Below are 21,426 nucleotides of genomic sequence, written 5' to 3' on the forward strand. Positions count from 1 at the left end.
GGAAGAACATGAAGAATGCCCTGAAGACAATCGCCCTTGCCGCCGCCATCGGCCTTGCGGCCATTTCCGGCGCGGCCGCCGAACAGGTTCGCGTCGGCTTCGCCGCCGAGCCCTATCCGCCCTTCACCTCGCCGGATGCCTCGGGCAACTGGGAAGGCTGGGAAGTGGACTTCATGAAGGCGATGTGCGCCGAGGCAAAGCTCGACTGTGTCATCACGCCGGTCGCCTGGGACGGCATCATCCCGGCGCTGACCTCCAACAAGATCGACATGATCATCGGCTCCATGTCGATCACGCCGGAGCGCCAGCAGACCATCGACTTCTCCGACAAGTACTATAACACGCTGCCGGGCATCATCGGCCCGAAGGACCAGAAGTTCGAGCCGACGCCCGAGGGCCTTGCCGGCAAGACGCTCGGCGTGCAGGTGGCGACCATCCACCAGGTCTATGCCAACAAGTACTTCGCCCCGGCCGGCGTGACGGTCAAGGAATACCAGACGCAGGACGAGGCCAACAACGACCTCGCCGCCGGCCGCATCGATGCGGTGCAGGCCGATTCCGTGGCGATGCTGGAATTCCTCAAGTCCGAACAGGGCGCTGCCTGCTGCGACATGAAGGGCATGGTCAAGGACGATCCGGAAGTCCTCGGCCTCGGCGTCGGTGTCGGCCTGCGCAAGGGCGAGACCGAGCTGAAGGACAAGGTCAACGCCGCGATCAAGGCGATCCGCGAGAACGGCAAGTACGAAGAGTTCTCGAAGAAGTATTTCGACTTCGACATCTACGGCGGCTGATATCGCCTTCGGGGCGCTTGCCCCTCACCCTAACCCTCTCCCCGCAAGCGGGGAGAGGGGACGCGTCCCACGCGGTGTTGCATTTCCGGGAAACCGGTGCGGCATATCCCCTTTGCCCCGCAGCCAAGGAGAAGGTGGCCGGCAGGCCGGATGAGGGGCGAGCCGCCTCAAGCAAAGAAACGCCGCGAAATTGACCTGAAGGAATCTGAAACCCCATGGCCGATGCCGGATCGCTGATCAACTGGAGCCTGCTTGCCATCCAACCACCCGGCTGGGGCGGGGTCCTGCTCGGCGGGCTCTGGAATTCCATCCAGATCGCCGTCGGCGGCTACGGGCTCGGCCTCGTCCTCGGCACCGGCGGCGCCATGGGCAAGCTCTATGGCGGGCCGGTCACGAAGGACCTGCTGGAGGTCTATACGACGCTGGTGCGGGCGGTGCCGGAACTCGTGCTGATCCTCATCCTCTATTATGCCGGCACGGACGTGCTGAACCAGATGTCCGCGGCCCTCGGCTGGGGGACGGTCGATATCAGCGGTCTTGCCGCCGGCATCTTCGTCATCGGCGTCGTGCAGGGCGCCTATTCCACCGAGGTGCTGCGCGGCGCGATCAAGGCGGTGCCGGCGGGCGAGATCGAGGCGGCGCGCGCCTACGGCATGTCGCCGACGCAGATCATGCGCCGCGTCACCCTGCCCGCCATGTTGCCGCACGCCATTCCCGGTCTCTCCAATCTCTGGCTGATCGCCACGAAAGACACGGCGCTGCTCGCCGTCGTCGGCTTCAGCGAGCTGACGCTCGTCACGCGCCAGGCAGCGGGCAGCACCAAGGCCTATCTTCTCTTCTTCTGCGCGGCCGGCGTGCTCTATCTGATGATCACGCTCGTCTCGAACGTGCTGATCGGCTTCATCGAGCGCCATTACCGGCGCGGCATGACGAGGCCGGCCTGATGAGCGAGCAAACCATCTCCGCCATGGCGCTGACCGAGCTGCCGTCCAAGCAGAGTTTCTTCAAGCCGCACCGCATCGTCCTGATGGCGATCGCCGCCATCCTCGTCTTCTGCGTCGTCTGGTTCATGCGCTGGGACTGGGTGCCGAGATATTCCGGCCGCCTTGCCTATGGCGTCGGCGTCACGCTGCTGATGCTGTTCAGCACCGCCTTTATCGGCTTCCTCCTCGCCGTTCCGATCGGCCTCGTGCAGGTGACGGGGCCGTGGCCGCTCAAGATGCTGGCGAAGGGCTTCTGCACCGTCATCCGCGGCACGCCGCTGCTCTTGCAGCTCTGGCTGCTCTATTATGGGCTCGGCTCGCTGTTTCCGCAGTTCCCGAGCATCCGCAGCTCCTTCCTGTGGCCCTATCTGCGCGAGGCCTGGCCCTATGGCGTGGCGGCGCTGACCATTTCCTTCGCCGCCTATGAGGGCGAGGTGATGCGCGGCGCCTTTGCCGGCGTGCCGCGCGGCGAGCTGGAGGCCGCCCGCGCCTATGGCATGAGTCCGTTCACGGCCTTCCGCCGCATCTGGCTGCCGCGCGCCGTGCACCGTGCCCTGCCGACGCTGAACGGCGAGACCGTTCTCCAGCTCAAGTCGACGCCGCTGGTCGCGACCATCACGGTGATCGACGTCTATGCCGTCATCTCCAAGGTGCGGCAGGAGACCTACATCACCTATGAGCCGCTGCTGCTGCTGGCGCTTATCTATCTCTGCCTGACCGCCATTCTGGTGGTCGCCTTCCGCTATTTCGAAAGCAAGATCCCGACGCGTGGTGCCTAGATGACGATCCATACGACCCTGCTCAATTCCATGCCGGAACTGGTGGCGATCCGCCGCGACCTGCATGAACACCCGGAACTCGGCCTCGAGGAGGTCCGAACCTCCGACGTCATCGCGGGGCATCTCGAAAGCTACGGCTACAAGGTGACGCGCGGCCTTGCGAAGACGGGCCTCGTCGCGACGCTGACGAACGGCACGGGCAGCAGGTCCATCGGCATCCGCGCGGATATCGACGCGCTGCCGATCCATGAGGAGACAGGCCTTGCCTATGCCAGCAAGACGCCCGGCAAGATGCACGCCTGCGGCCATGACGGCCACACCACCATGCTGCTCGGCGCGGCCAAGGCGATTGCCGAGCGGCGCAATTTCGACGGCACGGTGCACCTGATCTTCCAGCCGGCCGAGGAGAATTTCGGCGGGGCGAAGATCATGGTGGAGGAGGGGCTGTTCGAGAAATTCCCCTGCGACGCCGTCTTCGCGCTCCACAACGAGCCGAACCTGCCCTTCGGCCAGTTCGCGCTGCGCGAAGGGCCGATCATGGCGGCGGTCGACGAGGCGCGCATCACGGTCAACGGTGTCGGCGGCCACGGCGCCGAGCCGCAGGAGACGCTGGACCCCATCGTCTGCGGCGCTTCCATCGTCATGGCGCTGCAGACCATCGTGTCGCGCAACATCCATCCGCTCGACCCGACGGTGGTGACGGTCGGCTCGTTCCATGCGGGCTCGGCCAGCAACATCATCCCGAGCCGGGCGGAAATCGTCGTCGGCATCCGCTCCTTCGACCCGGCCGTGCGCGACGAGCTGGAGCGCCGCATCCGCCTCATCGCCGAGCGGCAGGCCGAGAGCTACGGCATGAGCGCGGCGGTGAACTACCAGCGCTTCTACGACGCGACCGTCAATCACAAGGCCGAGACCGATCTGGTGCGCGCCCTCGCCACCCGTTTCGCCGGCGCCGACAAGGTGGTCGATCTCGAGCGTCCCTTCATGGGCAGCGAGGACTTCGCCTATATGCTCAAGGCGCGGCCCGGCACCTATTTCTTCCTCGGCGGCAGCACCGGCGGGAACGACAGGTCGCTCCATCACCCCGCCTATAACTTCAACGACGATCTCCTGCCCGTCGGCGCCGCTTTCTGGACGGAGCTCGCCGAGCACTACCTGCGCGCCGCCTGAGTTCGGCGGGCCTCCGCCCGCTGGTTCAGGCTCGGGATGTCGATGCAGCTCGCACGCATAGCGTCGGCGAAATGCCGCACGCGGGCGATTGTCGCGCTGCGGCAACGTGGGGCAGGGGGCCGGAATTGACCTTTCCCATTTCCGGTCCACATTCTTGCTGACGGCAGCCGAGAGGACTGCGGCGCTCGGAAAGGATGGGTCGAATGTTCGAAACGCTGGATGCAACGCTGCTCGCCCGGCTGCAATTCGCCTTCACGATCTCCTTTCACATCGTCTTTCCCGCCTTCTCCATCGGCCTTGCGAGTTATCTCGCCGTGCTGGAGGGCCTCTGGCTCTGGACGAAGGACGAGGTCTATTTCGCGCTCTTCAATTTCTGGAAGACGATCTTCGCGCTCACCTTCGGCATGGGCGTCGTGTCGGGCATCGTCATGTCCTACCAGTTCGGCACCAACTGGAGTGTCTTCGCCGACAAGGCGGGCCCGGTCGTCGGGCCGCTGATGGGCTACGAGGTGCTGACCGCCTTCTTCCTCGAGGCGGGCTTCCTCGGCGTCATGCTGTTCGGCCTCAACCGCGTCGGGCCGAAGCTGCATTTCTTCGCCACGCTCATGGTCGCCCTCGGCACGCTGATTTCGGCGACCTGGATTCTCGCGGCCAATTCCTGGATGCAGACGCCCGCCGGCTTCTCCGTCAACGCGGCGGGCCAGTTCGTGCCCACCGACTGGTGGGCGGTGATCTTCAACCCGTCCTTCCCCTACCGGCTCGTTCATATGGTGCTGGCCGCCTACCTCACCACGGCCTTCGTGGTCGGCGGCGTCGGCGCCCTCCATCTCCTGCGCGGCGACGCGCCGAAGCGGGCGGGGAAGATGTTCTCGATGGCGATGTGGATGGCGGCGCTGGTCGCGCCCATCCAGATATTCGCCGGCGACATGCACGGCCTTAACACGCTGGAGCACCAGCCTGCCAAGGTCATGGCGATGGAGGGCCACTTCCAGAGCCATCCGGATGGCGCGCCGCTCATCCTCTTCGGCGTGCCGAATGCGGCCGAACAGCGCGTCGACTACGCTATCGAGATTCCGAAGCTGTCGAGCCTCATCCTCAAGCACGACCTGAATGCGCCGCTGGCAGGCCTCGACACGGTGCCGCGCGACCTGCAGCCGCCCGTCGCGGTCGTCTTCTGGTCCTTCCGCGTCATGGTCGCCATCGGCTTCGCCATGCTCGGCCTCGGCCTGTGGTCGCTCTGGTGTCGCTGGCGCGGCACGCTTGGCGAGAACAGCTGGCTGCACCGCGCCGCCGTGCTGATGGGGCCGGCCGGCTTCCTCGCCGTGCTCGCCGGCTGGGTGACGACGGAGGTCGGCCGCCAGCCCTACACGGTCTATGGCCACCTGCTGACGGCCGATTCCGTCGCGCCCGTCGATGCGCCGGCCGTCGCGACCTCGCTGATCGCCTTCATCATCGTCTATTTCCTCGTCTTCGGCGCGGGCACCTTCTACATCCTGCGCCTGATGGGCCGCCTGCCGCGCGATCCCCTGCCCGAGGAAGAGGGTCCCATCCGCACGGCCGGCATCACGCCCGCCGCCGCCGTCTCCAGCAAAGCCGGGAGCCATCGCCATGGTGCTTGACCTTCCCTTCCTCTGGGCGGCCATCATCGCCTTCGCGGTGCTCGCCTATGTCATCCTCGACGGCTTCGACCTCGGCGTCGGCATCCTGTTCCCCCTCTTCAAGCAAAAGCACGACCGCGACGTGATGATGAATTCCGTCGCGCCGGTCTGGGACGGCAACGAGACCTGGCTGGTGCTGGGCGGCGGCGGACTGATGGCCGTCTTCCCGCTCGCCTATGCGACCATCCTGCCGGCGCTCTACATGCCGCTCATCCTCATGCTGCTCGGCCTCATCTTCCGTGGCGTCGCCTTCGAATACCGCTGGCGCACGAAGCGTGGCGAATTCCTCTGGGACATCGCCTTTGCCGGCGGCTCCATGGTGGCGGCCTTCATGCAGGGCGTGGCGCTCGGCGCGCTGGTGCAGGGCATTCCCGTCACGGGCCGCGCCTATGCCGGCGGCTGGTGGGACTGGCTGACGCCCTTCTCCGTCGCGACCGGCATCGCGCTGCTCATCGGCTATGGCCTGCTCGGCGCCACCTGGCTGGTGATGAAGACCACCGGCGAACTTGCCGCCCGCGCGCGCCGCTACGCCTTGCGCGCCGGCATCGGCACGCTCGCCGCCATGGGCGTCTTCAGCCTGTGGACGCCCTTCCTGGAGCCGCTCTATTTCGAGCGCTGGTTCGGCTGGCCGACCATCGTCTTCAGTCTGCTGGTGCCGCTGCTCGTGCTCGGCTGCTTCGCGATGCTGATCCAGGGCCTGAGGACCGAGCACGATTCGCGGCCGTTCATCGCCGCGCTCGGCCTTTTCGTGCTCGGCTTTGCCGGCATCGGCATCAGCTTCTATCCCTATATCGTGCCGGCCTCGCTGACGATCTGGGAGGCCGCCGCGCCCGAGGAGAGCCTTGCCTTCCTCATCGTCGGCGCGGTCGTGCTCGTGCCGATGATCCTCGGCTACACCGCCTATGCCTACTGGGTCTTCCGCGGCAAGGTCGATCCGGAAGAGGGCTATCACTGATGGGGCAGGAGCGCTCGACGGTCACGAAACTGCTGTGGTTCGCCGGCCTGTGGGCGGGCGGCGTGCTCGCCGTCAGCCTCGTCGGGCTCGCCATCAAACTGGCGCTCGGCGCCTGACATCACCCTACGTGAGGACATCCAGCCTCGCGCCAGCTTTCTTGCCTAGGTTCCGCCTCGGCCAGCATGCAGGCCCGCAGGCGAAAGACAGGACCGCACCCTCCTTTTGCCCACCCCCGGGCCTGCATGTGGCCTTGCGACACGCAGCCGCCTTTTCCCCACATCATTCCTCTGCTATCCGGGTCCGCAAAACAGGAGACCGGAATGGCGAAGACTGCGGCAGACTGCACGACGATGGCGGAAATCCGGGAGAACATCGACCGGGTCGACAACGGGCTGATGGCGCTCTTCGCCGAACGCTGGACCTTCATCCGCCGCGCCGCCGAGATCAAGGCGGGCCTCGGCATTCCCGCCGACGTGCCGGAGCGCGTGAGGCAGGTGCGCGACAACGCCCACCGCAATGCCGAGGCACACGGCCTCGAAGGCGGCTTCTACGAGGAGATCTGGGCGCAGCTCATCCAGCACGCCATCGCCTACGAGAAGGCGGAACTCGGCGAATCCTGATCTAGCCGGAGCTAGATCTGGTTGCGCCGGCCGAGATGGTCCTCCCAGTCGAGCGCGGTGCGCACGATGAAGGAAAGGTCGTCGTGCTCGGGCGTCCAGCCGAGTTCCTTCATGGCGACCGCCGGATCGGCGACGACGAGCACCGCGTCGCCCGGCCGCCGTTCGGCGAACCGCACCGGGAAATCCTTGCCGGACGCGACCCTGACCTTCTCCAGCACCTCCAGCACCGAGAAGCCGCGGCCATAGCCGCAATTGGCGACGATCGACCCGCCGCCCGCCCGCATGCGCTGCAGCGCCTTCAGATGGGCATTGGCAAGGTCGGAGACGTGGATATAGTCGCGGATGCAGGTGCCGTCCGGCGTCGGATAGTCCGTGCCGTAGACCTCCATGCCCGTGCGCTTGCCGAGCGCGGCCTCGCAGGCGACCTTGATGAGATGGGTCGCGCCTTTGGTCGACTGGCCGGTACGCCCGCGCGGATCGGCTCCCGCCACGTTGAAGTAGCGCAGCGCCGTATAGGTGAAGTCATGCGCGGCGGCGGTATCGCGCAGCATGATCTCGGTCATCAGCTTGGAGGAGCCGTAGGGCGATTCCGGCCGGAGCGCGGCGGTCTCCGACACCGGCTCGGTGCCGTCCGGCGTGCCGTAGACGGCGGCGGTGGAGGAGAAGACGAAATGCGGCACCTTCGCCGCGACGGCCGCGGCGATCAGCGCGCGTGACTTGACCGTGTTGTTCTCGTAATAGGAGAGGGGATCGGCGACCGATTCCGGCACCACGATCGAGCCGGCGAAGTGGATGATCGCATCGATGCGGTTTTCCGCGAAGATCTGCGCCAGCAACGCGGCATCGGCGATGTCGCCCTCGTAGAACCGGGCTTCCGGCGCCAGCGCCCAGCGGAACCCGGTGGAGAGCCGGTCGAGCACCACGACCTCCTCGCCGGCATCGACCAGCGCCCAGACCATGTGGCTGCCGATATAGCCCGCCCCACCCGTTACCAGAACCGCCATGCAAACCTCCGAATCGCAAGAATAGCAGGCATATCAACCCGCCTGCCCATGGGACGCAACCGCAATTGCGCCCGGCCCTTTTCCCGTCCGAGAAAGGTAAGAATATGTCCGATCGCTTCATCGTGCTGTCCGGCTGCTCCGGCGGCGGAAAGTCCACCCTGCTGGAAGAGCTCGCCCGGCGCGGCCATGCCGTCGTCGAAGAGCCCGGCCGCCGCATCGTGCAGGAGGAGCTGGCCGCCGGCGGCGGCGCGCTGCCCTGGCTCGACCTTGCCGCTTTTGCCCGCCGCGCGGTGGAGTTGGCGCTCGCCGACCGGCAGCGCATGGCCGGTCATCCCGGCCTCGTCTTCTTCGATCGCGGGCTGGTGGATGCTGCCTCCGCGCTGGAAGCGTCCGGCGGCGAGCCGGTCCTGGCGGCGCTTGCCGCGGCACATCGCTACAACCGCAAGGTCTTCCTCACCCCGCCCTGGCCGGAGATCTATGCCGGCGATGCGGAGCGCCGCCACGGCTTCGACGCCGCGCTCGCCGAATATGCTCGCCTCGAAACGACCTATCCGCTGCTCGGCTACGAGACGGTGATCCTGCCGAAGGCGCCGGTCACCGAGCGCGCCGATTTCCTGCTCGCTTGTCTGGCGGAATGATCAGCGCGCGGCGATGTAGCGGGCAAGCCGGTCGGCCGCTTCCGCGACCTGGCCGCTATCCCGAAGGAAGCAGGCTCGCATGAAGAGCTCGCCGCCGGGACCGAAGGCCGTGCCCGGCGCAAGGCCGACATTGGTGCGGTCGACGATGTCGAGCGCGGCGAGGCGCGAATCCGTCACGCCGTCGATCTTCAGGAAGGCATAGAGCGCGCCGTCCGGCTTCAGCGTCTCCACCCGATTGGTGGCGATCAGCGCGTCGCAGAAGATGTCGCGGTTCCGCGCCGCCTTGTCAATATTCGCCTGCACGAAGGCATCGCCCTCGTCGAGCGCCACGACGGCGCCCTGCTGCAGGAACTGCGGCACGCCGGAGGTGGAATACTGGATGAGGTTTTCCAGAACCTGGCCGATTTCCGGAGGGGCGACGATCCAGCCGACGCGCCAGCCGGTCATCGACCAGTTCTTCGAGAAGGAATTGACGAAGATCACCCGGTCGCCGTCCTCCATCACGTCGAGGAAGGAGGGCGCCCGGCCGCCGGCATAGTGATAGAGCGCATAGATCTCGTCGGCCATGATCCAGAGGCCGTGTCGCCGGGCGATGGCGAGGAGGCTGGCAAGATCCTCGCGCGTCGCCGTCCAGCCGGTCGGGTTCGACGGCGTGTTGACGAAGAGCACGCGCGTCTTCGGCGTGATCGCGGCCTCGATGCGGCCAAGGTCGAGCTGCCAGCGCCCGCCGGTAAAATCGAGCGGCACGGCGATGGTGTTGGCGCCGGAAAGCTCCGCCGCCGCAGCAAAATTCGGCCATGCCGGCGTCAGATAGACCATGTCGTCGCCCGGCGAGACGAGTGCCTCGATGGCAAGCTTGATCGCCTGCATGCCCGAGCCGACCACGTAGAAATGCTCGTCCGGCAGGAAAGCGCCGAAGCGCCGCGCATAGTAGCGCGACAGCGCCGCCCGAAGCTCCGGAATCCCCCGCTGCCAGGTGTAGAAGGTCTCGCCCCGCAGCAGCGCATCGGAAGCAGCGCGCGCGATGAATTCCGGCGTCGGCAGGTCTCCTTCGCCGACCCAGAGCGGGATCAGCCCCTCGCGCCCGCGCGCATAGTTGACGACTTCGACGATCCCGCTCTCCGGCGCACGGAGCGAACGGGGGCTGAGGCTTTCGACGATGGTCATGGCGTCACTCCGCAATCCCGCCTTCGCCCGGAACGGCGAGGTGCCCAGGATCCGGAGCTTTGTGTTTCAACCGCATTGTCCGATGCCGAAGCGATCCCGCCTCGGCTGCAAATGCTCTAGCGGTTTTTCCGCGGCCGTTCACGCGAGTTTCGCTGACGGATGCATCGAATTCGGTGATGGGAGGACGCTCGCCCCTCGCTCAGCCGTCAAGCCCCATCAGGTCTTCCGCCCGCGGGCGGCGAAGGGGAACGTCCTTGAGGCTCTGGGCGACCTCGGCCAGCGCGGAAAGCGCATGCACGATGTTCTGCATGTCCCTTTCACGGGTGGCCGCGATGTCGATTGCGGGCAGGAAGGCAGGCTCTGACGATTCGGACTTCCGCATTGTCGCATCCTTTTCCGGATTGCTCTGCAAGGAAACGCCGGCTCCCACGACGCCCGGCTCACGAAATGTCACGCTCACTGTCACTCGAATGATCTTTCACTCTGATTCGCCTAGCTTATCAGTTTTACCTTGCGTGAGAATCCCCTGAAACGAGATGGTGCTGTAAGCCGCGGAGGACTGGTCGGAAAAGGGTGCGATCACGCCGAAACGGCGATGGAATCGCAGGCAAAAGGTCAGGAGACTTTGTGGCTTCTTGAGGGAAGAGATGGTGCCCGGAGGCGGATTTGAACCACCGACACGCGGATTTTCAATCCGCTGCTCTACCAACTGAGCTATCCGGGCATCCGGCTTGGATTTCGGTTGAAATCCGTGGGGCGCTTGGTTTCGCCCCGGAAGCGAGCGGGGTTATAGCATCTTGCGAAAATGTGTCCAGCCCCATAGGCGGTTTTTTGCGGGAAAAATGGCGGGCTTTTCAAGTTGCGGAAAAGATTGCGTTTTTGCCTTTGCGGCAGGGCGCTACCGGTCGTCTTCGTCGGCTTTCGTCTCGTCGTCGGCGACGGGGATGGCATAGGAGCCGGAGAGCCAGCGGTTAAGGTCAACGTCGCGGCAGCGGTTGGAGCAGAAGGGATAGTGCTCGCGCGAGGAGGGGCGACGGCAGATCGGGCAGGGGACGGCCTTGCGCAGGGGCGCCACGGTGGCGGAGGGCTTTTCGGTCTCGTCCGCCATGTCAGGCGTCCGCCCAGCCGGCATGCACGTCGAAGCCCTCGCCGGAAAGGAGGGCGAGCGTCTCGTAGAGCGGCAGGCCGACGACATTGGTATAGGAGCCCACCAGCTTGACGACGAAGCTGCCGGCAATGCCCTGGATGGCATAGCCGCCCGCCTTGCCGCGCCATTGGCCGGAGGCGAGGTAATGCTCGATGTCGCTGGCCGAGAGGCGCTTGAAGCGCACCTTCGTGTCGATGACCCTCTGGCGCACGGTGCGATCCGGCGTGATGAGGCAGACGCCGGTGAAGACGCGGTGGCTGCGGCCGGAAAGGAGGTGCAGCGCGCTCGACGCCTCGTCGATCATCTCCGTCTTCGGCAGGATGCGCCGGCCGACGGAAACGACCGTGTCGGCCGCAAGGATGTAACTGCCGGCAAAGGCCGGGTCGCCCTTGACGGCGGCGAGCGCCGCCTCGGCCTTGCCGGTCGACAGGCGCCGCGCCAGCGAGCGGGGATGCTCGGAGCGCTTGGGTGTCTCGTCGATATCCATCGGCATCAGGCGCGTGGGCGCAATGCCCGCCTGCGCGAGCAGTTCGACGCGGCGCGGCGAGCCGGAGGCGAGGATGAGCTTTTCGGTCTGCGCCATGATGTCTCCGGGAAAGCGCCGGGATGCGCCGGTCTTCGCTCTGCGGCGCAATGCCGGGCGAGGGCGCGGCCTCCGGGGCTTGCGGGAAGCCGCTTACTTGAAACGATAGGTGATGCGACCCTTGGTGAGGTCGTAGGGGGTCATCTCGACCAGCACCTTGTCGCCGGCGAGAACGCGGATGCGGTTCTTGCGCATGCGGCCCGCGGTGTGCGCGATGATCTCGTGCTCGTTTTCGAGCTTGACGCGGAAGGTTGCGTTCGGGAGCAGTTCCGTCACGACGCCGGGGAATTCGAGGACTTCTTCTTTTGCCATCTTTGAGCGATATTCCTGTGAGGTGGATTCGGGGAGGCAGGATGCCCGCCTCGAAAAGTTGCCGGAAACTACACAATCCCCGGTGCTTTGTGAACACCGAAGCGCCGGCTTTCTGCATTTGCCGTTCTTGCGGCCGTTTCCGCGTCAGCCGGGGCCTTTCAGCCGCTTCTCGATCAGCATCTTCAGGAACTCGCGAACGTCCCGGTAGGATGCCAGGATCTGCTCGCGCGTGCCGGTGGCGACTGTCGGATCGGGCGTCGGCCAGTACATCACGTCGACGGCCATGGAGCGCGTGAGCTCGAGGGCGGCATGGTGCGCCTCCGGGGCGAGCGTGACGATGAGGTCGAAGTAATCGTCCTCCAGCTCGTCGAGCGAATGGGGCGCATGGCGGCCGAGCGAAAGGCCGACCTCGCCGAGCACGGCATCGACGAAGGGGTCGCGCTCGCCGGGGCGCACGCCGGCCGAGGCGACATAGGTGCCGGGCAGGAGACTGCGGGCGATCGTCTCGGCCATCGGCGAGCGCACCGCATTCATGCGGCACATGAAGAGGATCGAACGGGGCGTTCGCGGCCGGGCGTCCTGCACTGCCGGGAAGGCACCCTCCATCCGCTCACCCGCGCCAGTAGAGAACGCAGACGAGCGTGAACAGGCGCCGGGCCGTGTCGAAATCGAAACGGATCTTGCCGGAAAGCCTGTCCATCAATGTCTGCGATCCCTCGTTGTGGATGCCGCGCCGGCCCATGTCGATCGCCTCGATCTGGCTTGGCGTGGCCGAGCGGATCGCCTGGTAGTAGCTCTCGCAGATCAGGAAGTAATCCTTCACGATGCGGCGGAAGGGCGTCAGCGAGAGGATATGCGTTGCGACCGCCTCGCCTTCCTCCGTGCGGATCGCGAAGACCAGTTTGGAATCGAGAAGCGAGATGTGCAGGCGATAGGGGCCGCCGGCATGACCGATCGGCTCGAAGGTATTTTCTTCGATGAGGTCGAAGATGGCAACGGCACGCTCGTGCTCCACATCCGGCGTGGCCTGGCCGATCGTATCGTCCAGCACCACGTCGCAGAGGCGGAAGCTGCCCTTCGTGCCCATGCCTCACGTCTCCATGTTGAGCCGGATGGCGACGGAACGGGCATGGGCGCCGAGCCCTTCGGCTTCGGCGAGCGTCACGGCGGCGGGACCGAGGGCGCGAAGCTGGTCGGGGCCGAGGCGCAGGATCGACGTGCGCTTCATGTAGTCGAGCACCGAAAGACCCGAGGAGAAGCGCGCGGAGCGGGCGGTCGGCAGCACATGGTTGGAGCCGCCGACATAGTCGCCGATGACCTCCGGCGTGTGGCGGCCGACGAAGATGGCGCCGGCGTTGCGGATTGCCGGCAGCAAGGCGTCGGGATCGGCGGTGGCGATTTCCAGATGCTCGGCGGCGATGCGGTTTGCCAGCGGCACGGCCTTTTTGAGATCGGGCACGAGAATGGTCGCGCCGAAATCGCGCCAGCTTGCGGCGGCCGTCTCCGAACGCGCCAGCGTCTTGAGCTGGCGCTCGACGGCGGCCTCGACGGCTTCGGCAAGGGCAGGGCTGTCGGTGACGAGGATCGACTGGGCGCCGACATCGTGCTCGGCCTGGGCGAGCAGGTCCGCGGCAAGCCAGTCCGGATCGTTGTCGCTATCTGCGATGATGAGGACTTCCGAGGGGCCGGCGATCATGTCGATGCCGACCGTGCCGAAGACCTGGCGCTTGGCGGCGGCGACGAAGGCATTGCCGGGGCCGGTGATCTTGGCGACGGGGGCGATGGTCTGCGTGCCATAGGCGAGCGCGGCGACGGCCTGCGCGCCGCCGATGCGGTAGATCTCGTCGACGCCGGCAATGCGCGCGGCGGCGAGCACGGCGGGATTGATCTCGCCTTCCTTGGCCGGCACGACCATGACAAGGCGCGGCACGCCGGCGACCTTGGCCGGCACGGCGTTCATCAGAACCGAACTCGGATAGCTCGCGGTGCCGCCCGGAACATAGAGGCCGACGGCGTCGATGGCCGTCCAGCGCGAGCCGAGGCCGACGCCGATATCGTCCTCGTAGATGTCGTCCTTCGGCATCAGGCGGGCATGGTGCTTCTCGATACGCTGGGCGGCGAGCTCGAGCGCGGCGATGATCTTCGGATCGACGGCGTCATAGGCCGCCTCGATCTCCTCCAGCGACACGCGCATGGAGGTGGTCGAAAAATCGAGGCCGTCGAACTTCTTCGTATAGTCGGCGAGCGCCTTGTCGCCGCGGGCGCGCACATCGTCGATGATGGTGCGAACGATGGCGTTGACGTCCTCGGAGACCTCGCGCTTGGTGGTCAGGAAGGCAGCGAACCGGCTTTCGAAATCGCTGCTCTGGTAGTCAAGTCTGATCGCCAAGTCGAAAGTTCCCGTCGTCTCCCGGCGAAAAGCGCCGGACCAATGCCTCAAACCGCCGGATGGCGGGGTTTCAAGCTGGTTTCCCATGCTCCGCCGGTATCTGCAAGCTGAACTTCGACGCATTCCACATCGAGGGCGACGGAAGCATTGCCGGAGAGCACGAGTTCGAGCGTGCCGTCCGGGCCCTCGCCCTTCTGGGCGAAGTTCACGGCGAGGAGGGAGAAGACGCTTTCCTTGTCCTTGCGGTCGATGCCGAGGGAGCGCACGGCGGTGACGCGCTTGAAGGCGATGACCGCGCGACGGCGCTCGAAGCTCTTGCCGCGCCCGCCGGCCTTTTCCCAGACGAAGCGGTTGACGACGACCGAAAAGACATGGTGGCGGGCGTCATAGGCAAGGCCGTCGGTCTTGAAGACCGCGTCCTGCAGGTGGGCCGAGACGACGGAGAGGTCTTCCGTGTCGAGGGCGAGCAGTTTCAGGCTGTCCATTGTGCGTCCTTCCCGCGGATATGCGGCATCTCGAAGTGTCAACCACGAGATAGGACGGCGCACGGCGGACTGCAACTCCGCCGCGCGCAGAAGCTTAGTCGCTGACGCGCTCGACGATCGCGCCGCAGCGCGTGAGCTTCTCTTCCAGCCGCTCGAAGCCGCGGTCGAGATGGTAGACGCGCGAGACCATCGTCTCGCCTTCGGCGGCAAGGCCGGCGATGACGAGCGAGACGGAGGCACGCAGGTCCGTCGCCATGACGGGCGCGCCGCGCAGGCGCTCGACGCCTTCGATCTTGGCCGTCTGGCCGGAGAGCGAGATCTTCGCGCCGAGGCGGGCAAGCTCCTGCACATGCATGAAACGGTTTTCGAAGATCGTCTCGGTGATGTGCGAAATGCCACTCGACTTGGTCATCAGGCCCATGAACTGCGCCTGGAGGTCCGTCGGGAAGCCCGGGAAAGGATCGGTCACGACGTCGACCGGCTTGATGCCGCCGCCGTTGCGCACGATGCGGATGCCGCTTTCCGTCGAGGTGATCTCGGCGCCGGAACGGCGGATCGCCTCGAGTGCGGTGTCGAGCAGGGCCGTATCCGTGCCTTCCAGAACGACGTCGCCGCCGGTCATGGCGACGGCCATGGCATAGGTGCCGGTCTCGATGCGATCAGGCAGCACGCGGTGGCGCGCGCCGGAAAGCTGGTCGACGCCTTCGATGGTGATGGTGGAGGTGCCGGCGCCGGAAATCTTCGCGCCCATGGCGTTGAGGCACTTGGCGAGATCCTGCACTTCAGGCTCGCGGGCGGCGTTGCCGATCACGGTCGTGCCGCGGGCGAGCGTCGCCGCCATCATCATGACATGCGTCGCGCCGACGGAAACCTTCGGGAAGCTGTAGCGCGCGCCGGTCAGGCCGCCCTCGGGCGCCGTCGCCTCGACATAGCCGCCGTCGATCTCGATCTTCGCGCCGAGCGCGGCCAGCGCCTCGATGAAGAGGTCGACCGGACGCGTGCCGATGGCGCAGCCGCCCGGCAGCGAGACACGCGCCTTGCCTTCGCGGGCGAGGAGCGGGCCGATGACCCAGAAGGAGGCGCGCATCTTCGAGACCAGCTCGTAGGGGGCGGTCGTATCGACGATGTTGCGCGAGGTGAAGTGGACGGTGCGCGAATAGCCTTCGCCCTGGCGCTCGCGGCGGCCGTTGACGGAGATGTCGGCGCCGTGGTTGCCGAGGATGCGGATGAGCTGCTCGACGTCGGCAAGATGCGGCACGTTTTCCAGCGTCAGCGTGTCGTCGGTGAGGAGCGAGGCGATCATCAGCGGCAATGCGGCATTCTTGGCGCCGGAGATCGGGATGATGCCCCGAAGCTCATTGCCGCCTACAATCCTGATACGATCCATGCGTGACTACGGGCCGTGCCCGCCTTTCCTAGTGAGTATAGGCTTTCGGAGATGGCGGCTTCTTAGAGCATCGCGATCGAAAAATGAAGACCGTGCCGGCCGCATGGTTATTTGCGCCCGGTTCCGGAAACCGTCCCTCGTAGCCTTCATGATGAAGACATCCCCGACTAACCGTCCGATTCGTCTTTTTTTGCGGCAGGAAGCCCCACCGTCTCGTCCGCATCGCCCGCGCGCCGGGCGCGCGCCTGCTGCTTGCGGCGCTGCAGATTGTCCCGCAGCGTCTTCGCCAGCCGCTCGGCCCGAAGCTCCGCTTCCGTCCTGATCTTCCGGCTTTCCGTGTCGTCTTTCCCGCTCATGTCCCCTCTCATACTGAAAACGCCCCTGCGAAAAAAGCGCCGCGCATATCAGATTTGTTACGATAATCGCGATTTGGCCGCTTGCACTGCCCGATCACCTGTGGCAATAGGCCCTCGCTCACGCGGAACAGCCCTGTTTCGCAAGATGCTGCTATAGCTCAGGGGTAGAGCACTCCCTTGGTAAGGGAGAGGCCGAGAGTTCAAATCTCTCTAGCAGCACCATTTCCCTCCCTGATAAATCGGCACTTGCGCGCATTTTTGTCATGCGGCGGCTTCGCGTCTCAATGCATGTACAAGCAACCTAGGGCGTGAACTGCACGGACTAAGCCGTGCAAACCTCTCGCAGTCCGTTCCGATCAGTTCCACATCGATATACAATCGGCTAATCGTCCCAATTCCTGGCGTATGACTACTGGATGCGGCCGACATAATGCGGGAGACGAAGAGTGCGGCGGAAAGTCGAGTGTACGGAGACGACCAATTGCGTATGATGATCGCCATCGCCTGTATCCTGATCTCCGGCCTAACCCTGACGAACTGCGCAGGGCGCCAGTGCAGCGACTGGCCGGGGACGTGCATAATTCAGTGATGAGCGGGCGCGCTGGCGCAAGCGTCAGGTCGCGATCTTTCCAGTCTCTCCCGCGCCCGTAGCCACCTTCTTGCGCGTCATGCCCGGCGGTTCTCCGACGATGCGTTTGAAGGCTCGGGCGAAGGCGGCCTGGGAGCTGAAGCCGAGGCGGCGGGCGGCGGTGTCTATGGCGAGCTTGTCGCGGCGGAACCATTGTTCGGCGAGACGCATGCGCAGCGCCAGGACGTAGCGCTGCGGGGTGACGCCGGTCACCTCGACGAAGCGCTTGGCGAAGACGGAGCGGGAGCTGCCCATTTCCCGGGCCATGTCGGCGAGCGTCCAGTTGCGGCCGGGTTCGCGGTGGAGGGCGGCGATGACGCGGCCGAGCCGCGGGTCGCGCAGGGCCTCGATCCAGCCCGTGGCGTCGCCGCAGCCGCATTCCACCCAGCCGCGCACGATGGAGGCGGCGATGACGTCGGCAAGGCGCGCGAGGATGCCGGCGGAGCCGACGCGTTCCTCGGCCATTTCCCGCTCCATGGCCGCGAGCAGCGGCATCAGCTCCGGCTGGCGGCCGATCAGCGCGCCGACGGACATGACCTGCGGCATGAGGCCGACCAGCGGATGCAGTGTGTCGAGTTCGAATTCCATGCGGCCGGTGAAGATGAGGACGTCGTTTTCCCGGTTGGTCTCCTTGACGCAGGCCTCCACCGCCGCGACGTCCGAGCACAGCGGCTTTCGCGTATAGCTCTCGTAATCGCGGATCGCCACGTTCGCGGCGGTGACGATTTCGTGCATCTCGCCGCGCGGCAGGAGCACGGCATCGCCGCAGCAGAGCTCTCGCTGGACCTGTCCGGGCGCGCGCAGGAGAACGTTGCCGCGAGCGATGAAGTGGAAACGGGCTTCCGCCCGCACGGGAAAGCGGATGCCGAAGGGCGGGCTGAGCTGGAGCCGGCCGTAGCTGGCACCGCGCAGGCGCATGCCCATCAGGAGCTCGCTGACGGGGTCATGCGCATTTTTCGATGGGTCGGACGATCGATCAAACATTGCGGATAAAATGGCATTGTGCGTCTTGCGTTTCAACCCATTTCTGGAGCACGCACTGCAACAGGAAAGGGATGGCAGATGACGGATGCAACAATCTTGGCGGCGGAGAGCGAGGCGGATGCGCGCCCCGCCTGGGGCGCGGTCCTCGCGATGACGCTCGGCGTGTTCGGGCTGGTGGGCGCGGAGTTCCTGCCGGCGAGCCTGCTGACGCCGATGGCGGCGGACCTGCGCATCTCGGAGGGCATGGCCGGGCAGGCGGTGACGGCGACGGCCGCCGTCGCGCTGGTGACGAGCCTTCTCATCACCGTGGTGACGCGCAGGCTCGACCGGCGGCTCGTGCTCGTCGGGCTTTCGGTCCTGCTGATCTTCTCGAACCTTCTGGTCGCGATGGCGTCGAACCTTCCCATGCTGCTCGTCGGCCGCGTGCTGCTCGGCATGGCGCTCGGCGGCTTCTGGACGCTGTCGGCGGCGACGATGATGCGGCTGGTGCCGGAGGCGGTGGTGCCGAAGGCGCTGTCTGTGATGTTCCTCGGCGTTTCGGCGGCGACGGTCTTCGCCGCGCCCGTCGGCAGCTATGTCGGCGACATCGTCGGCTGGCGGAATGTCTTCCTCGGCGCTGCCGTGCTCGGCGCGATCGCGCTCGTCGTGCAGCTTGCAACGCTGCCCTCGCTGCCGCCGCGCGGACACTCGCGCTTCGGCACGCTCGTGGAGGTGCTGGCGCGGCCGGGCGTGGGTTTCGCGATGTTCGCGATCCTGCTCGTCTTCACCGGCCATTTCGCCTTCTTCACCTATATCAGGCCCTTCCTCGAAACGGTGACGGGCGTCGGCGTCGAGGGTGTCGCGGCCGTGCTGCTCGGCTTCGGTGTCGCCACTTTCTTCGGCAATTATCTCGGCGCGGTGCTGCTCGAACGCTCCATGCGCTTCACGCTCGCGATCATGCCGGTCGTGATGGCCGTGCTGTCGCTGTCGCTCTCGGCCTTCGGCGGCAATCTTGCGGGTGATGCGGCCATGGTTGCGCTCTGGGGCCTTGCCTTCGGCGCGGTGCCGGTCGCCTGGTCGACCTGGATCACCCGGGCAGTACCGGACGAAGCCGAAAGCGCCGGCGGCCTCTTCGTCGCGGCGATCAACTTCGCCATCGCGACGGGGGCAGCGGCCGGCGGGGCGCTGTTCGACGCGAGCGGCGTTGCGAGCGTCTTCGTCGCAAGCGGCGTCGTGCTGATCCTTGCCGCGCTGACCATCGTCTCGGCCGTCCGCACTCGCCCGGCATGACCACAGGCGGCGGCTCCGATGAGCCGCCGCCACTATTCGGTGGCGTGAAAACCCGATATTGCGGAAGGATCGCTTCACCGGGGACCTTTCATGGATTTCATGCGCCTGCTGCAGTCGCTGGAGGAACTGCTCTACGAGCTGGCATCCTGGCTCGTCTTCTATCCGGTGACGCTCTGGCGCACGCTCACCCGCCCGCGCGACATGATGCGCTATGCCGACAGCGAACTCGGTGATACGCTCGAAAAGCGCTATACGGATACGCTGAGCCCGCCGCTCTTCCTCCTCCTGACCCTCCTCTTCGCCCACGGACTGGAACTGGCGCTGATCGCCCACCGGGACGACGGCATGCTGCCCGCCCTGTTGCGGGACGATGCGAACCTGCTGATCTTCCGCGCTTTCCTCTTCAGCATCTTCCCGCTGCTGATGGCGGTGCAGCTTCTGAGGCGGGCCGGCCTTGCGCTCGATCGCGAGACGCTGAAGGCCCCGTTCTACAGCCAGTGCTATGTCGCGGCGCCGTTCGCCTTCGGCTTCAGCGCCGGCATGAACATCATGCGGGCCGGCCGTCACGAGATGATCGTCGCGGGCGGCGCGATCGCGCTGCTTTCGCTGCTCTGGTATTTCGTCGTGGAGGTCCGCTGGTTCCGGCACGACCTCGGGATCGGGCGCTTCCTGGCGCTCTGGCTCGTCGTGCGGACGGTACTGGCGGCTTTCGCGCTGGTCGTTCTGGCCAGTTTGGCTCTCTCCTATGGACTGGGAAGCGGCCCGCGCTGATTGGGCTGTCATCTTCCATCCGTTTCGGTCTAGAACACCGGTCGACGAAACTGGAAGGAGCGTTGCTGCACGATGACGAAGGCTGGAGATTTTTCGCGGGGAACGTTTGTCGGGCGCGTCTGGCGGCCGGATGTGCAGGGGCCGGCGGTCGTGGCGCTGCGGGACGGCAAGCTCTATGACATCACCTCCGGGGCCGCGCCCACCATGCGGGACTTGCTGGAGGCCGACGATCCGGCAGCGATCGTCCGCGCGGCCGGAGGTGAAGATCTCGGCGCGCTCGATGCGGTTCTGGAAGCCTCGGTCGAAGGCGCCGGCAATGTCTCCCGGCTCCATCTGCTCGCACCCTGCGATCTCCAGGCGGTGAAGGCCTGCGGCGTCACCTTCGCCCGTTCGATGATCGAGCGCGTGATCGAGGAGAAGGCGGCGGGCGATCCGGCGCTGGCGGAAAAGATGCGCACGCGCGTCACGGCCATCATCGGCGACAGCCTGCGCGACCTGAAGGCGGGCTCGGAAGCCGCCGCGAAGGTCAAGGCCGCGCTGATCGAGGAAGGCGTCTGGTCGCAATATCTCGAAGTCGGCATCGGGCCGGATGCGGAGGTCTTCACCAAGGCCCCGGTGCTTGCCGCCGTCGGCTGGGGCGCGTCCGTCGGCCTGCACCCGGTCTCCAGATGGAACAATCCGGAGCCGGAGGTCGTGCTCGCCGTCGACAGCGCCGGCCGCGTCAAGGGCGCGACGATCGGCAACGACGTCAATCTGCGCGACGTCGAGGGCCGCTCGGCGCTGCTGCTCGGCAAGGCGAAGGACAACAATGCCTCCGCCGCCATCGGCCCCTTCATTCGCCTCTTCGACGAGACCTATTCCATCGAGGACGTGCGCAAGGCCGATCTCGATCTCCTGATCGAAGGCGAGGACGGCTTCGTGCTGAAGGGCCGCAGCACCATGCGCGAGATCAGCCGCGACCCGCTCGACCTCGTTTCCCAGACCATCGGCCGGCATCACCAGTATCCGGACGGCTTCATGCTGTTCATGGGCACGCTGTTCGCGCCCGTCGAGGACCGCGACGCGCCGGGGCAGGGCTTCACCCACAAGATGGGCGACCGGGTGACGATCTCCAATGCGGAACTCGGCGCGCTGGTCAACACCGTGCGCCTTTCCACCGAATGCCCGCCATGGACCTTCGGTGTCTCCGCGCTGATGCGCAACCTCTCTTCGCGCGGCCTTCTCTGAGGCAATCGCAAATCCACGATCGGCGGCCCCGAAATTAAGGGGCCGCTCCTCCCAATCCCCGCCAAAGCGACTACATTAGGAGAGTGGCTTTCGTGGAGGAGGGCCGCAGGCCGCGCGGCCGCG

24 protein-coding genes and 2 tRNA genes are annotated in these 21,426 nt (G+C 66.0%); 12 read left to right on the plus strand and 14 right to left on the minus strand.

Annotated elements, in window-relative coordinates; genetic code table 11:
• Positions 1-8: 8 nt before the first annotated feature.
• The 7 genes from ShzoTeo12_RS00790 to ShzoTeo12_RS00820 all read left to right on the plus strand — a co-directional run bounded on the left by ShzoTeo12_RS00790 (position 9) and on the right by ShzoTeo12_RS00820 (position 6,956).
• A complete protein-coding gene (locus ShzoTeo12_RS00790) occupies positions 9-791 on the plus strand; it encodes a transporter substrate-binding domain-containing protein (protein ID WP_119257567.1) in 783 nt (260 codons plus the stop codon).
• Between the two features lie 215 nt (positions 792-1,006).
• Entirely contained in the window at positions 1,007-1,735 is a 729-nt protein-coding gene (locus ShzoTeo12_RS00795; protein ID WP_318910836.1) for an ABC transporter permease subunit, read from the plus strand.
• Positions 1,735-2,553: an ABC transporter permease gene (locus tag ShzoTeo12_RS00800; protein ID WP_119257569.1), complete on the plus strand. Its 819-nt coding sequence runs from the start codon at positions 1,735-1,737 to the stop codon at positions 2,551-2,553. The genes ShzoTeo12_RS00795 and ShzoTeo12_RS00800 overlap by 1 nt, the downstream gene beginning before the upstream one ends.
• Positions 2,554-3,723 carry a M20 aminoacylase family protein gene (locus ShzoTeo12_RS00805; protein ID WP_119257570.1) on the plus strand — a complete coding sequence of 390 codons (1,170 nt, stop codon included), beginning with the start codon at positions 2,554-2,556 and terminating at the stop codon, positions 3,721-3,723.
• A 203-nt stretch (positions 3,724-3,926) separates the two neighbouring features.
• Entirely contained in the window at positions 3,927-5,342 is a 1,416-nt protein-coding gene (locus ShzoTeo12_RS00810; RefSeq protein WP_318910837.1) for a cytochrome ubiquinol oxidase subunit I, read from the plus strand.
• Positions 5,332-6,336: a cytochrome d ubiquinol oxidase subunit II gene (gene cydB, locus ShzoTeo12_RS00815; RefSeq protein WP_318910838.1), complete on the plus strand. Its 1,005-nt coding sequence runs from the start codon at positions 5,332-5,334 to the stop codon at positions 6,334-6,336. Before ShzoTeo12_RS00810 ends, cydB begins: the two co-directional genes overlap by 11 nt.
• A gap of 320 nt (positions 6,337-6,656) precedes the next feature.
• On the plus strand, positions 6,657-6,956 hold the full coding sequence (locus ShzoTeo12_RS00820; protein WP_318910839.1) for a chorismate mutase family protein: 300 nt from the start codon (positions 6,657-6,659) through the stop codon (positions 6,954-6,956).
• A gap of 11 nt (positions 6,957-6,967) precedes the next feature.
• Here ShzoTeo12_RS00820 and galE read toward each other — a convergent pair whose 3' ends face one another.
• On the minus strand, positions 6,968-7,960 hold the full coding sequence (gene galE / locus ShzoTeo12_RS00825) for a UDP-glucose 4-epimerase GalE (RefSeq protein WP_318910840.1): 993 nt from the start codon (positions 7,958-7,960) through the stop codon (positions 6,968-6,970).
• Between the two features lie 104 nt (positions 7,961-8,064).
• Here galE and ShzoTeo12_RS00830 point away from each other — a divergent pair, with 104 nt between their 5' ends.
• The gene (locus tag ShzoTeo12_RS00830; RefSeq protein WP_318910841.1) at positions 8,065-8,598 is read left to right on the plus strand and encodes an AAA family ATPase; all 534 of its coding nucleotides are present in this window, start codon (positions 8,065-8,067) and stop codon (positions 8,596-8,598) included.
• Here ShzoTeo12_RS00830 and ShzoTeo12_RS00835 read toward each other — a convergent pair whose 3' ends face one another.
• From ShzoTeo12_RS00835 to ShzoTeo12_RS00890, 12 genes are all read right to left on the minus strand, one after another.
• On the minus strand, positions 8,599-9,765 hold the full coding sequence (locus ShzoTeo12_RS00835) for a pyridoxal phosphate-dependent aminotransferase (protein ID WP_318910842.1): 1,167 nt from the start codon (positions 9,763-9,765) through the stop codon (positions 8,599-8,601).
• 199 nt (positions 9,766-9,964) lie between these two features.
• On the minus strand, positions 9,965-10,147 hold the full coding sequence (locus tag ShzoTeo12_RS00840; RefSeq protein WP_119257577.1) for a hypothetical protein: 183 nt from the start codon (positions 10,145-10,147) through the stop codon (positions 9,965-9,967).
• Between the two features lie 266 nt (positions 10,148-10,413).
• Positions 10,414-10,489: transfer RNA gene (locus ShzoTeo12_RS00845), tRNA-Phe, on the minus strand.
• A gap of 174 nt (positions 10,490-10,663) precedes the next feature.
• Positions 10,664-10,873, minus strand: coding sequence for a DNA gyrase inhibitor YacG (yacG, locus tag ShzoTeo12_RS00850; RefSeq protein ID WP_318910843.1), 210 nt, complete (start codon positions 10,871-10,873; stop codon positions 10,664-10,666).
• 1 nt (position 10,874) lies between these two features.
• Entirely contained in the window at positions 10,875-11,495 is a 621-nt protein-coding gene (locus tag ShzoTeo12_RS00855; RefSeq protein ID WP_119257593.1) for a Maf-like protein, read from the minus strand.
• A 93-nt stretch (positions 11,496-11,588) separates the two neighbouring features.
• Positions 11,589-11,807, minus strand: a complete 219-nt coding sequence (infA, locus tag ShzoTeo12_RS00860) for a translation initiation factor IF-1 (RefSeq protein WP_004435948.1) — start codon at positions 11,805-11,807, stop codon at positions 11,589-11,591.
• A 144-nt stretch (positions 11,808-11,951) separates the two neighbouring features.
• On the minus strand, positions 11,952-12,413 hold the full coding sequence (locus ShzoTeo12_RS00865) for a low molecular weight phosphatase family protein (RefSeq protein WP_119257594.1): 462 nt from the start codon (positions 12,411-12,413) through the stop codon (positions 11,952-11,954).
• Between the two features lie 4 nt (positions 12,414-12,417).
• The gene (locus ShzoTeo12_RS00870) at positions 12,418-12,894 is read right to left on the minus strand and encodes a UPF0262 family protein (RefSeq protein ID WP_318910845.1); all 477 of its coding nucleotides are present in this window, start codon (positions 12,892-12,894) and stop codon (positions 12,418-12,420) included.
• A gap of 3 nt (positions 12,895-12,897) precedes the next feature.
• Positions 12,898-14,196: a histidinol dehydrogenase gene (hisD, locus tag ShzoTeo12_RS00875; RefSeq protein WP_318910847.1), complete on the minus strand. Its 1,299-nt coding sequence runs from the start codon at positions 14,194-14,196 to the stop codon at positions 12,898-12,900.
• Between the two features lie 47 nt (positions 14,197-14,243).
• Complete coding sequence (locus tag ShzoTeo12_RS00880) at positions 14,244-14,681, minus strand: DUF2948 family protein (RefSeq protein ID WP_119257597.1); 438 nt, start codon at positions 14,679-14,681, stop codon at positions 14,244-14,246.
• 94 nt (positions 14,682-14,775) lie between these two features.
• On the minus strand, positions 14,776-16,068 hold the full coding sequence (murA, locus tag ShzoTeo12_RS00885; RefSeq protein WP_318910849.1) for a UDP-N-acetylglucosamine 1-carboxyvinyltransferase: 1,293 nt from the start codon (positions 16,066-16,068) through the stop codon (positions 14,776-14,778).
• Positions 16,069-16,235: 167 nt separating this feature from the next.
• Entirely contained in the window at positions 16,236-16,424 is a 189-nt protein-coding gene (locus ShzoTeo12_RS00890; protein ID WP_318910850.1) for a hypothetical protein, read from the minus strand.
• A gap of 147 nt (positions 16,425-16,571) precedes the next feature.
• Here ShzoTeo12_RS00890 and ShzoTeo12_RS00895 point away from each other — a divergent pair.
• Positions 16,572-16,646: transfer RNA gene (locus ShzoTeo12_RS00895), tRNA-Thr, on the plus strand.
• 391 nt (positions 16,647-17,037) lie between these two features.
• On the opposite strand, the gene ShzoTeo12_RS00900 is transcribed toward ShzoTeo12_RS00895, so the two are convergent.
• On the minus strand, positions 17,038-17,976 hold the full coding sequence (locus ShzoTeo12_RS00900) for an AraC family transcriptional regulator (protein WP_318910851.1): 939 nt from the start codon (positions 17,974-17,976) through the stop codon (positions 17,038-17,040).
• Between the two features lie 138 nt (positions 17,977-18,114).
• Here ShzoTeo12_RS00900 and ShzoTeo12_RS00905 point away from each other — a divergent pair, with 138 nt between their 5' ends.
• The 3 genes from ShzoTeo12_RS00905 (at position 18,115) to ShzoTeo12_RS00915 (ending at position 21,303) form a co-directional block, all read left to right on the plus strand.
• Positions 18,115-19,305 (plus strand): MFS transporter, encoded by a 1,191-nt coding sequence (locus ShzoTeo12_RS00905; RefSeq protein WP_318910852.1) that lies wholly within the window; start codon positions 18,115-18,117, stop codon positions 19,303-19,305.
• Positions 19,306-19,395: 90 nt separating this feature from the next.
• The gene (locus ShzoTeo12_RS00910) at positions 19,396-20,076 is read left to right on the plus strand and encodes a permease (RefSeq protein ID WP_318910853.1); all 681 of its coding nucleotides are present in this window, start codon (positions 19,396-19,398) and stop codon (positions 20,074-20,076) included.
• 72 nt (positions 20,077-20,148) lie between these two features.
• Entirely contained in the window at positions 20,149-21,303 is a 1,155-nt protein-coding gene (locus tag ShzoTeo12_RS00915; protein ID WP_318910854.1) for a fumarylacetoacetate hydrolase family protein, read from the plus strand.
• The last annotated feature ends 123 nt before the right edge of the window (positions 21,304-21,426 follow it).

Origin of the sequence: Shinella zoogloeoides (assembly GCF_033705735.1) — a bacterium.
GTDB lineage: Bacteria > Pseudomonadota > Alphaproteobacteria > Rhizobiales > Rhizobiaceae > Shinella > Shinella zoogloeoides_A.

Excerpts from the sequence above, each read along its gene's own strand:
- ShzoTeo12_RS00855 (WP_119257593.1), bottom strand. The coding sequence starts at position 11,495 with ATGGCGCAGACCGAAAAGCTCATCCTCGCCTCCGGCTCGCCGCGCCGC.
- galE (WP_318910840.1), bottom strand. The coding sequence starts at position 7,960 with ATGGCGGTTCTGGTAACGGGTGGGGCGGGCTATATCGGCAGCCACATG.
- ShzoTeo12_RS00840 (WP_119257577.1), bottom strand. The coding sequence starts at position 10,147 with ATGCGGAAGTCCGAATCGTCAGAGCCTGCCTTCCTGCCCGCAATCGAC.
- ShzoTeo12_RS00805 (WP_119257570.1), top strand. The coding sequence starts at position 2,554 with ATGACGATCCATACGACCCTGCTCAATTCCATGCCGGAACTGGTGGCG.
- cydB (WP_318910838.1), top strand. The coding sequence starts at position 5,332 with ATGGTGCTTGACCTTCCCTTCCTCTGGGCGGCCATCATCGCCTTCGCG.
- ShzoTeo12_RS00865 (WP_119257594.1), bottom strand. The coding sequence starts at position 12,413 with ATGGAGGGTGCCTTCCCGGCAGTGCAGGACGCCCGGCCGCGAACGCCC.
- ShzoTeo12_RS00910 (WP_318910853.1), top strand. The coding sequence starts at position 19,396 with ATGGATTTCATGCGCCTGCTGCAGTCGCTGGAGGAACTGCTCTACGAG.
- yacG (WP_318910843.1), bottom strand. The coding sequence starts at position 10,873 with ATGGCGGACGAGACCGAAAAGCCCTCCGCCACCGTGGCGCCCCTGCGC.
- ShzoTeo12_RS00820 (WP_318910839.1), top strand. The coding sequence starts at position 6,657 with ATGGCGAAGACTGCGGCAGACTGCACGACGATGGCGGAAATCCGGGAG.
- ShzoTeo12_RS00900 (WP_318910851.1), bottom strand. The coding sequence starts at position 17,976 with ATGGGCATGCGCCTGCGCGGTGCCAGCTACGGCCGGCTCCAGCTCAGC.
- ShzoTeo12_RS00830 (WP_318910841.1), top strand. The coding sequence starts at position 8,065 with ATGTCCGATCGCTTCATCGTGCTGTCCGGCTGCTCCGGCGGCGGAAAG.
- ShzoTeo12_RS00890 (WP_318910850.1), bottom strand. The coding sequence starts at position 16,424 with ATGAGCGGGAAAGACGACACGGAAAGCCGGAAGATCAGGACGGAAGCG.
- infA (WP_004435948.1), bottom strand. The coding sequence starts at position 11,807 with ATGGCAAAAGAAGAAGTCCTCGAATTCCCCGGCGTCGTGACGGAACTG.
- ShzoTeo12_RS00880 (WP_119257597.1), bottom strand. The coding sequence starts at position 14,681 with ATGGACAGCCTGAAACTGCTCGCCCTCGACACGGAAGACCTCTCCGTC.
- ShzoTeo12_RS00905 (WP_318910852.1), top strand. The coding sequence starts at position 18,115 with ATGACGGATGCAACAATCTTGGCGGCGGAGAGCGAGGCGGATGCGCGC.
- ShzoTeo12_RS00870 (WP_318910845.1), bottom strand. The coding sequence starts at position 12,894 with ATGGGCACGAAGGGCAGCTTCCGCCTCTGCGACGTGGTGCTGGACGAT.
- ShzoTeo12_RS00810 (WP_318910837.1), top strand. The coding sequence starts at position 3,927 with ATGTTCGAAACGCTGGATGCAACGCTGCTCGCCCGGCTGCAATTCGCC.
- ShzoTeo12_RS00915 (WP_318910854.1), top strand. The coding sequence starts at position 20,149 with ATGACGAAGGCTGGAGATTTTTCGCGGGGAACGTTTGTCGGGCGCGTC.
- ShzoTeo12_RS00800 (WP_119257569.1), top strand. The coding sequence starts at position 1,735 with ATGAGCGAGCAAACCATCTCCGCCATGGCGCTGACCGAGCTGCCGTCC.
- ShzoTeo12_RS00835 (WP_318910842.1), bottom strand. The coding sequence starts at position 9,765 with ATGACCATCGTCGAAAGCCTCAGCCCCCGTTCGCTCCGTGCGCCGGAG.
- ShzoTeo12_RS00795 (WP_318910836.1), top strand. The coding sequence starts at position 1,007 with ATGGCCGATGCCGGATCGCTGATCAACTGGAGCCTGCTTGCCATCCAA.
- ShzoTeo12_RS00790 (WP_119257567.1), top strand. The coding sequence starts at position 9 with ATGAAGAATGCCCTGAAGACAATCGCCCTTGCCGCCGCCATCGGCCTT.
- murA (WP_318910849.1), bottom strand. The coding sequence starts at position 16,068 with ATGGATCGTATCAGGATTGTAGGCGGCAATGAGCTTCGGGGCATCATC.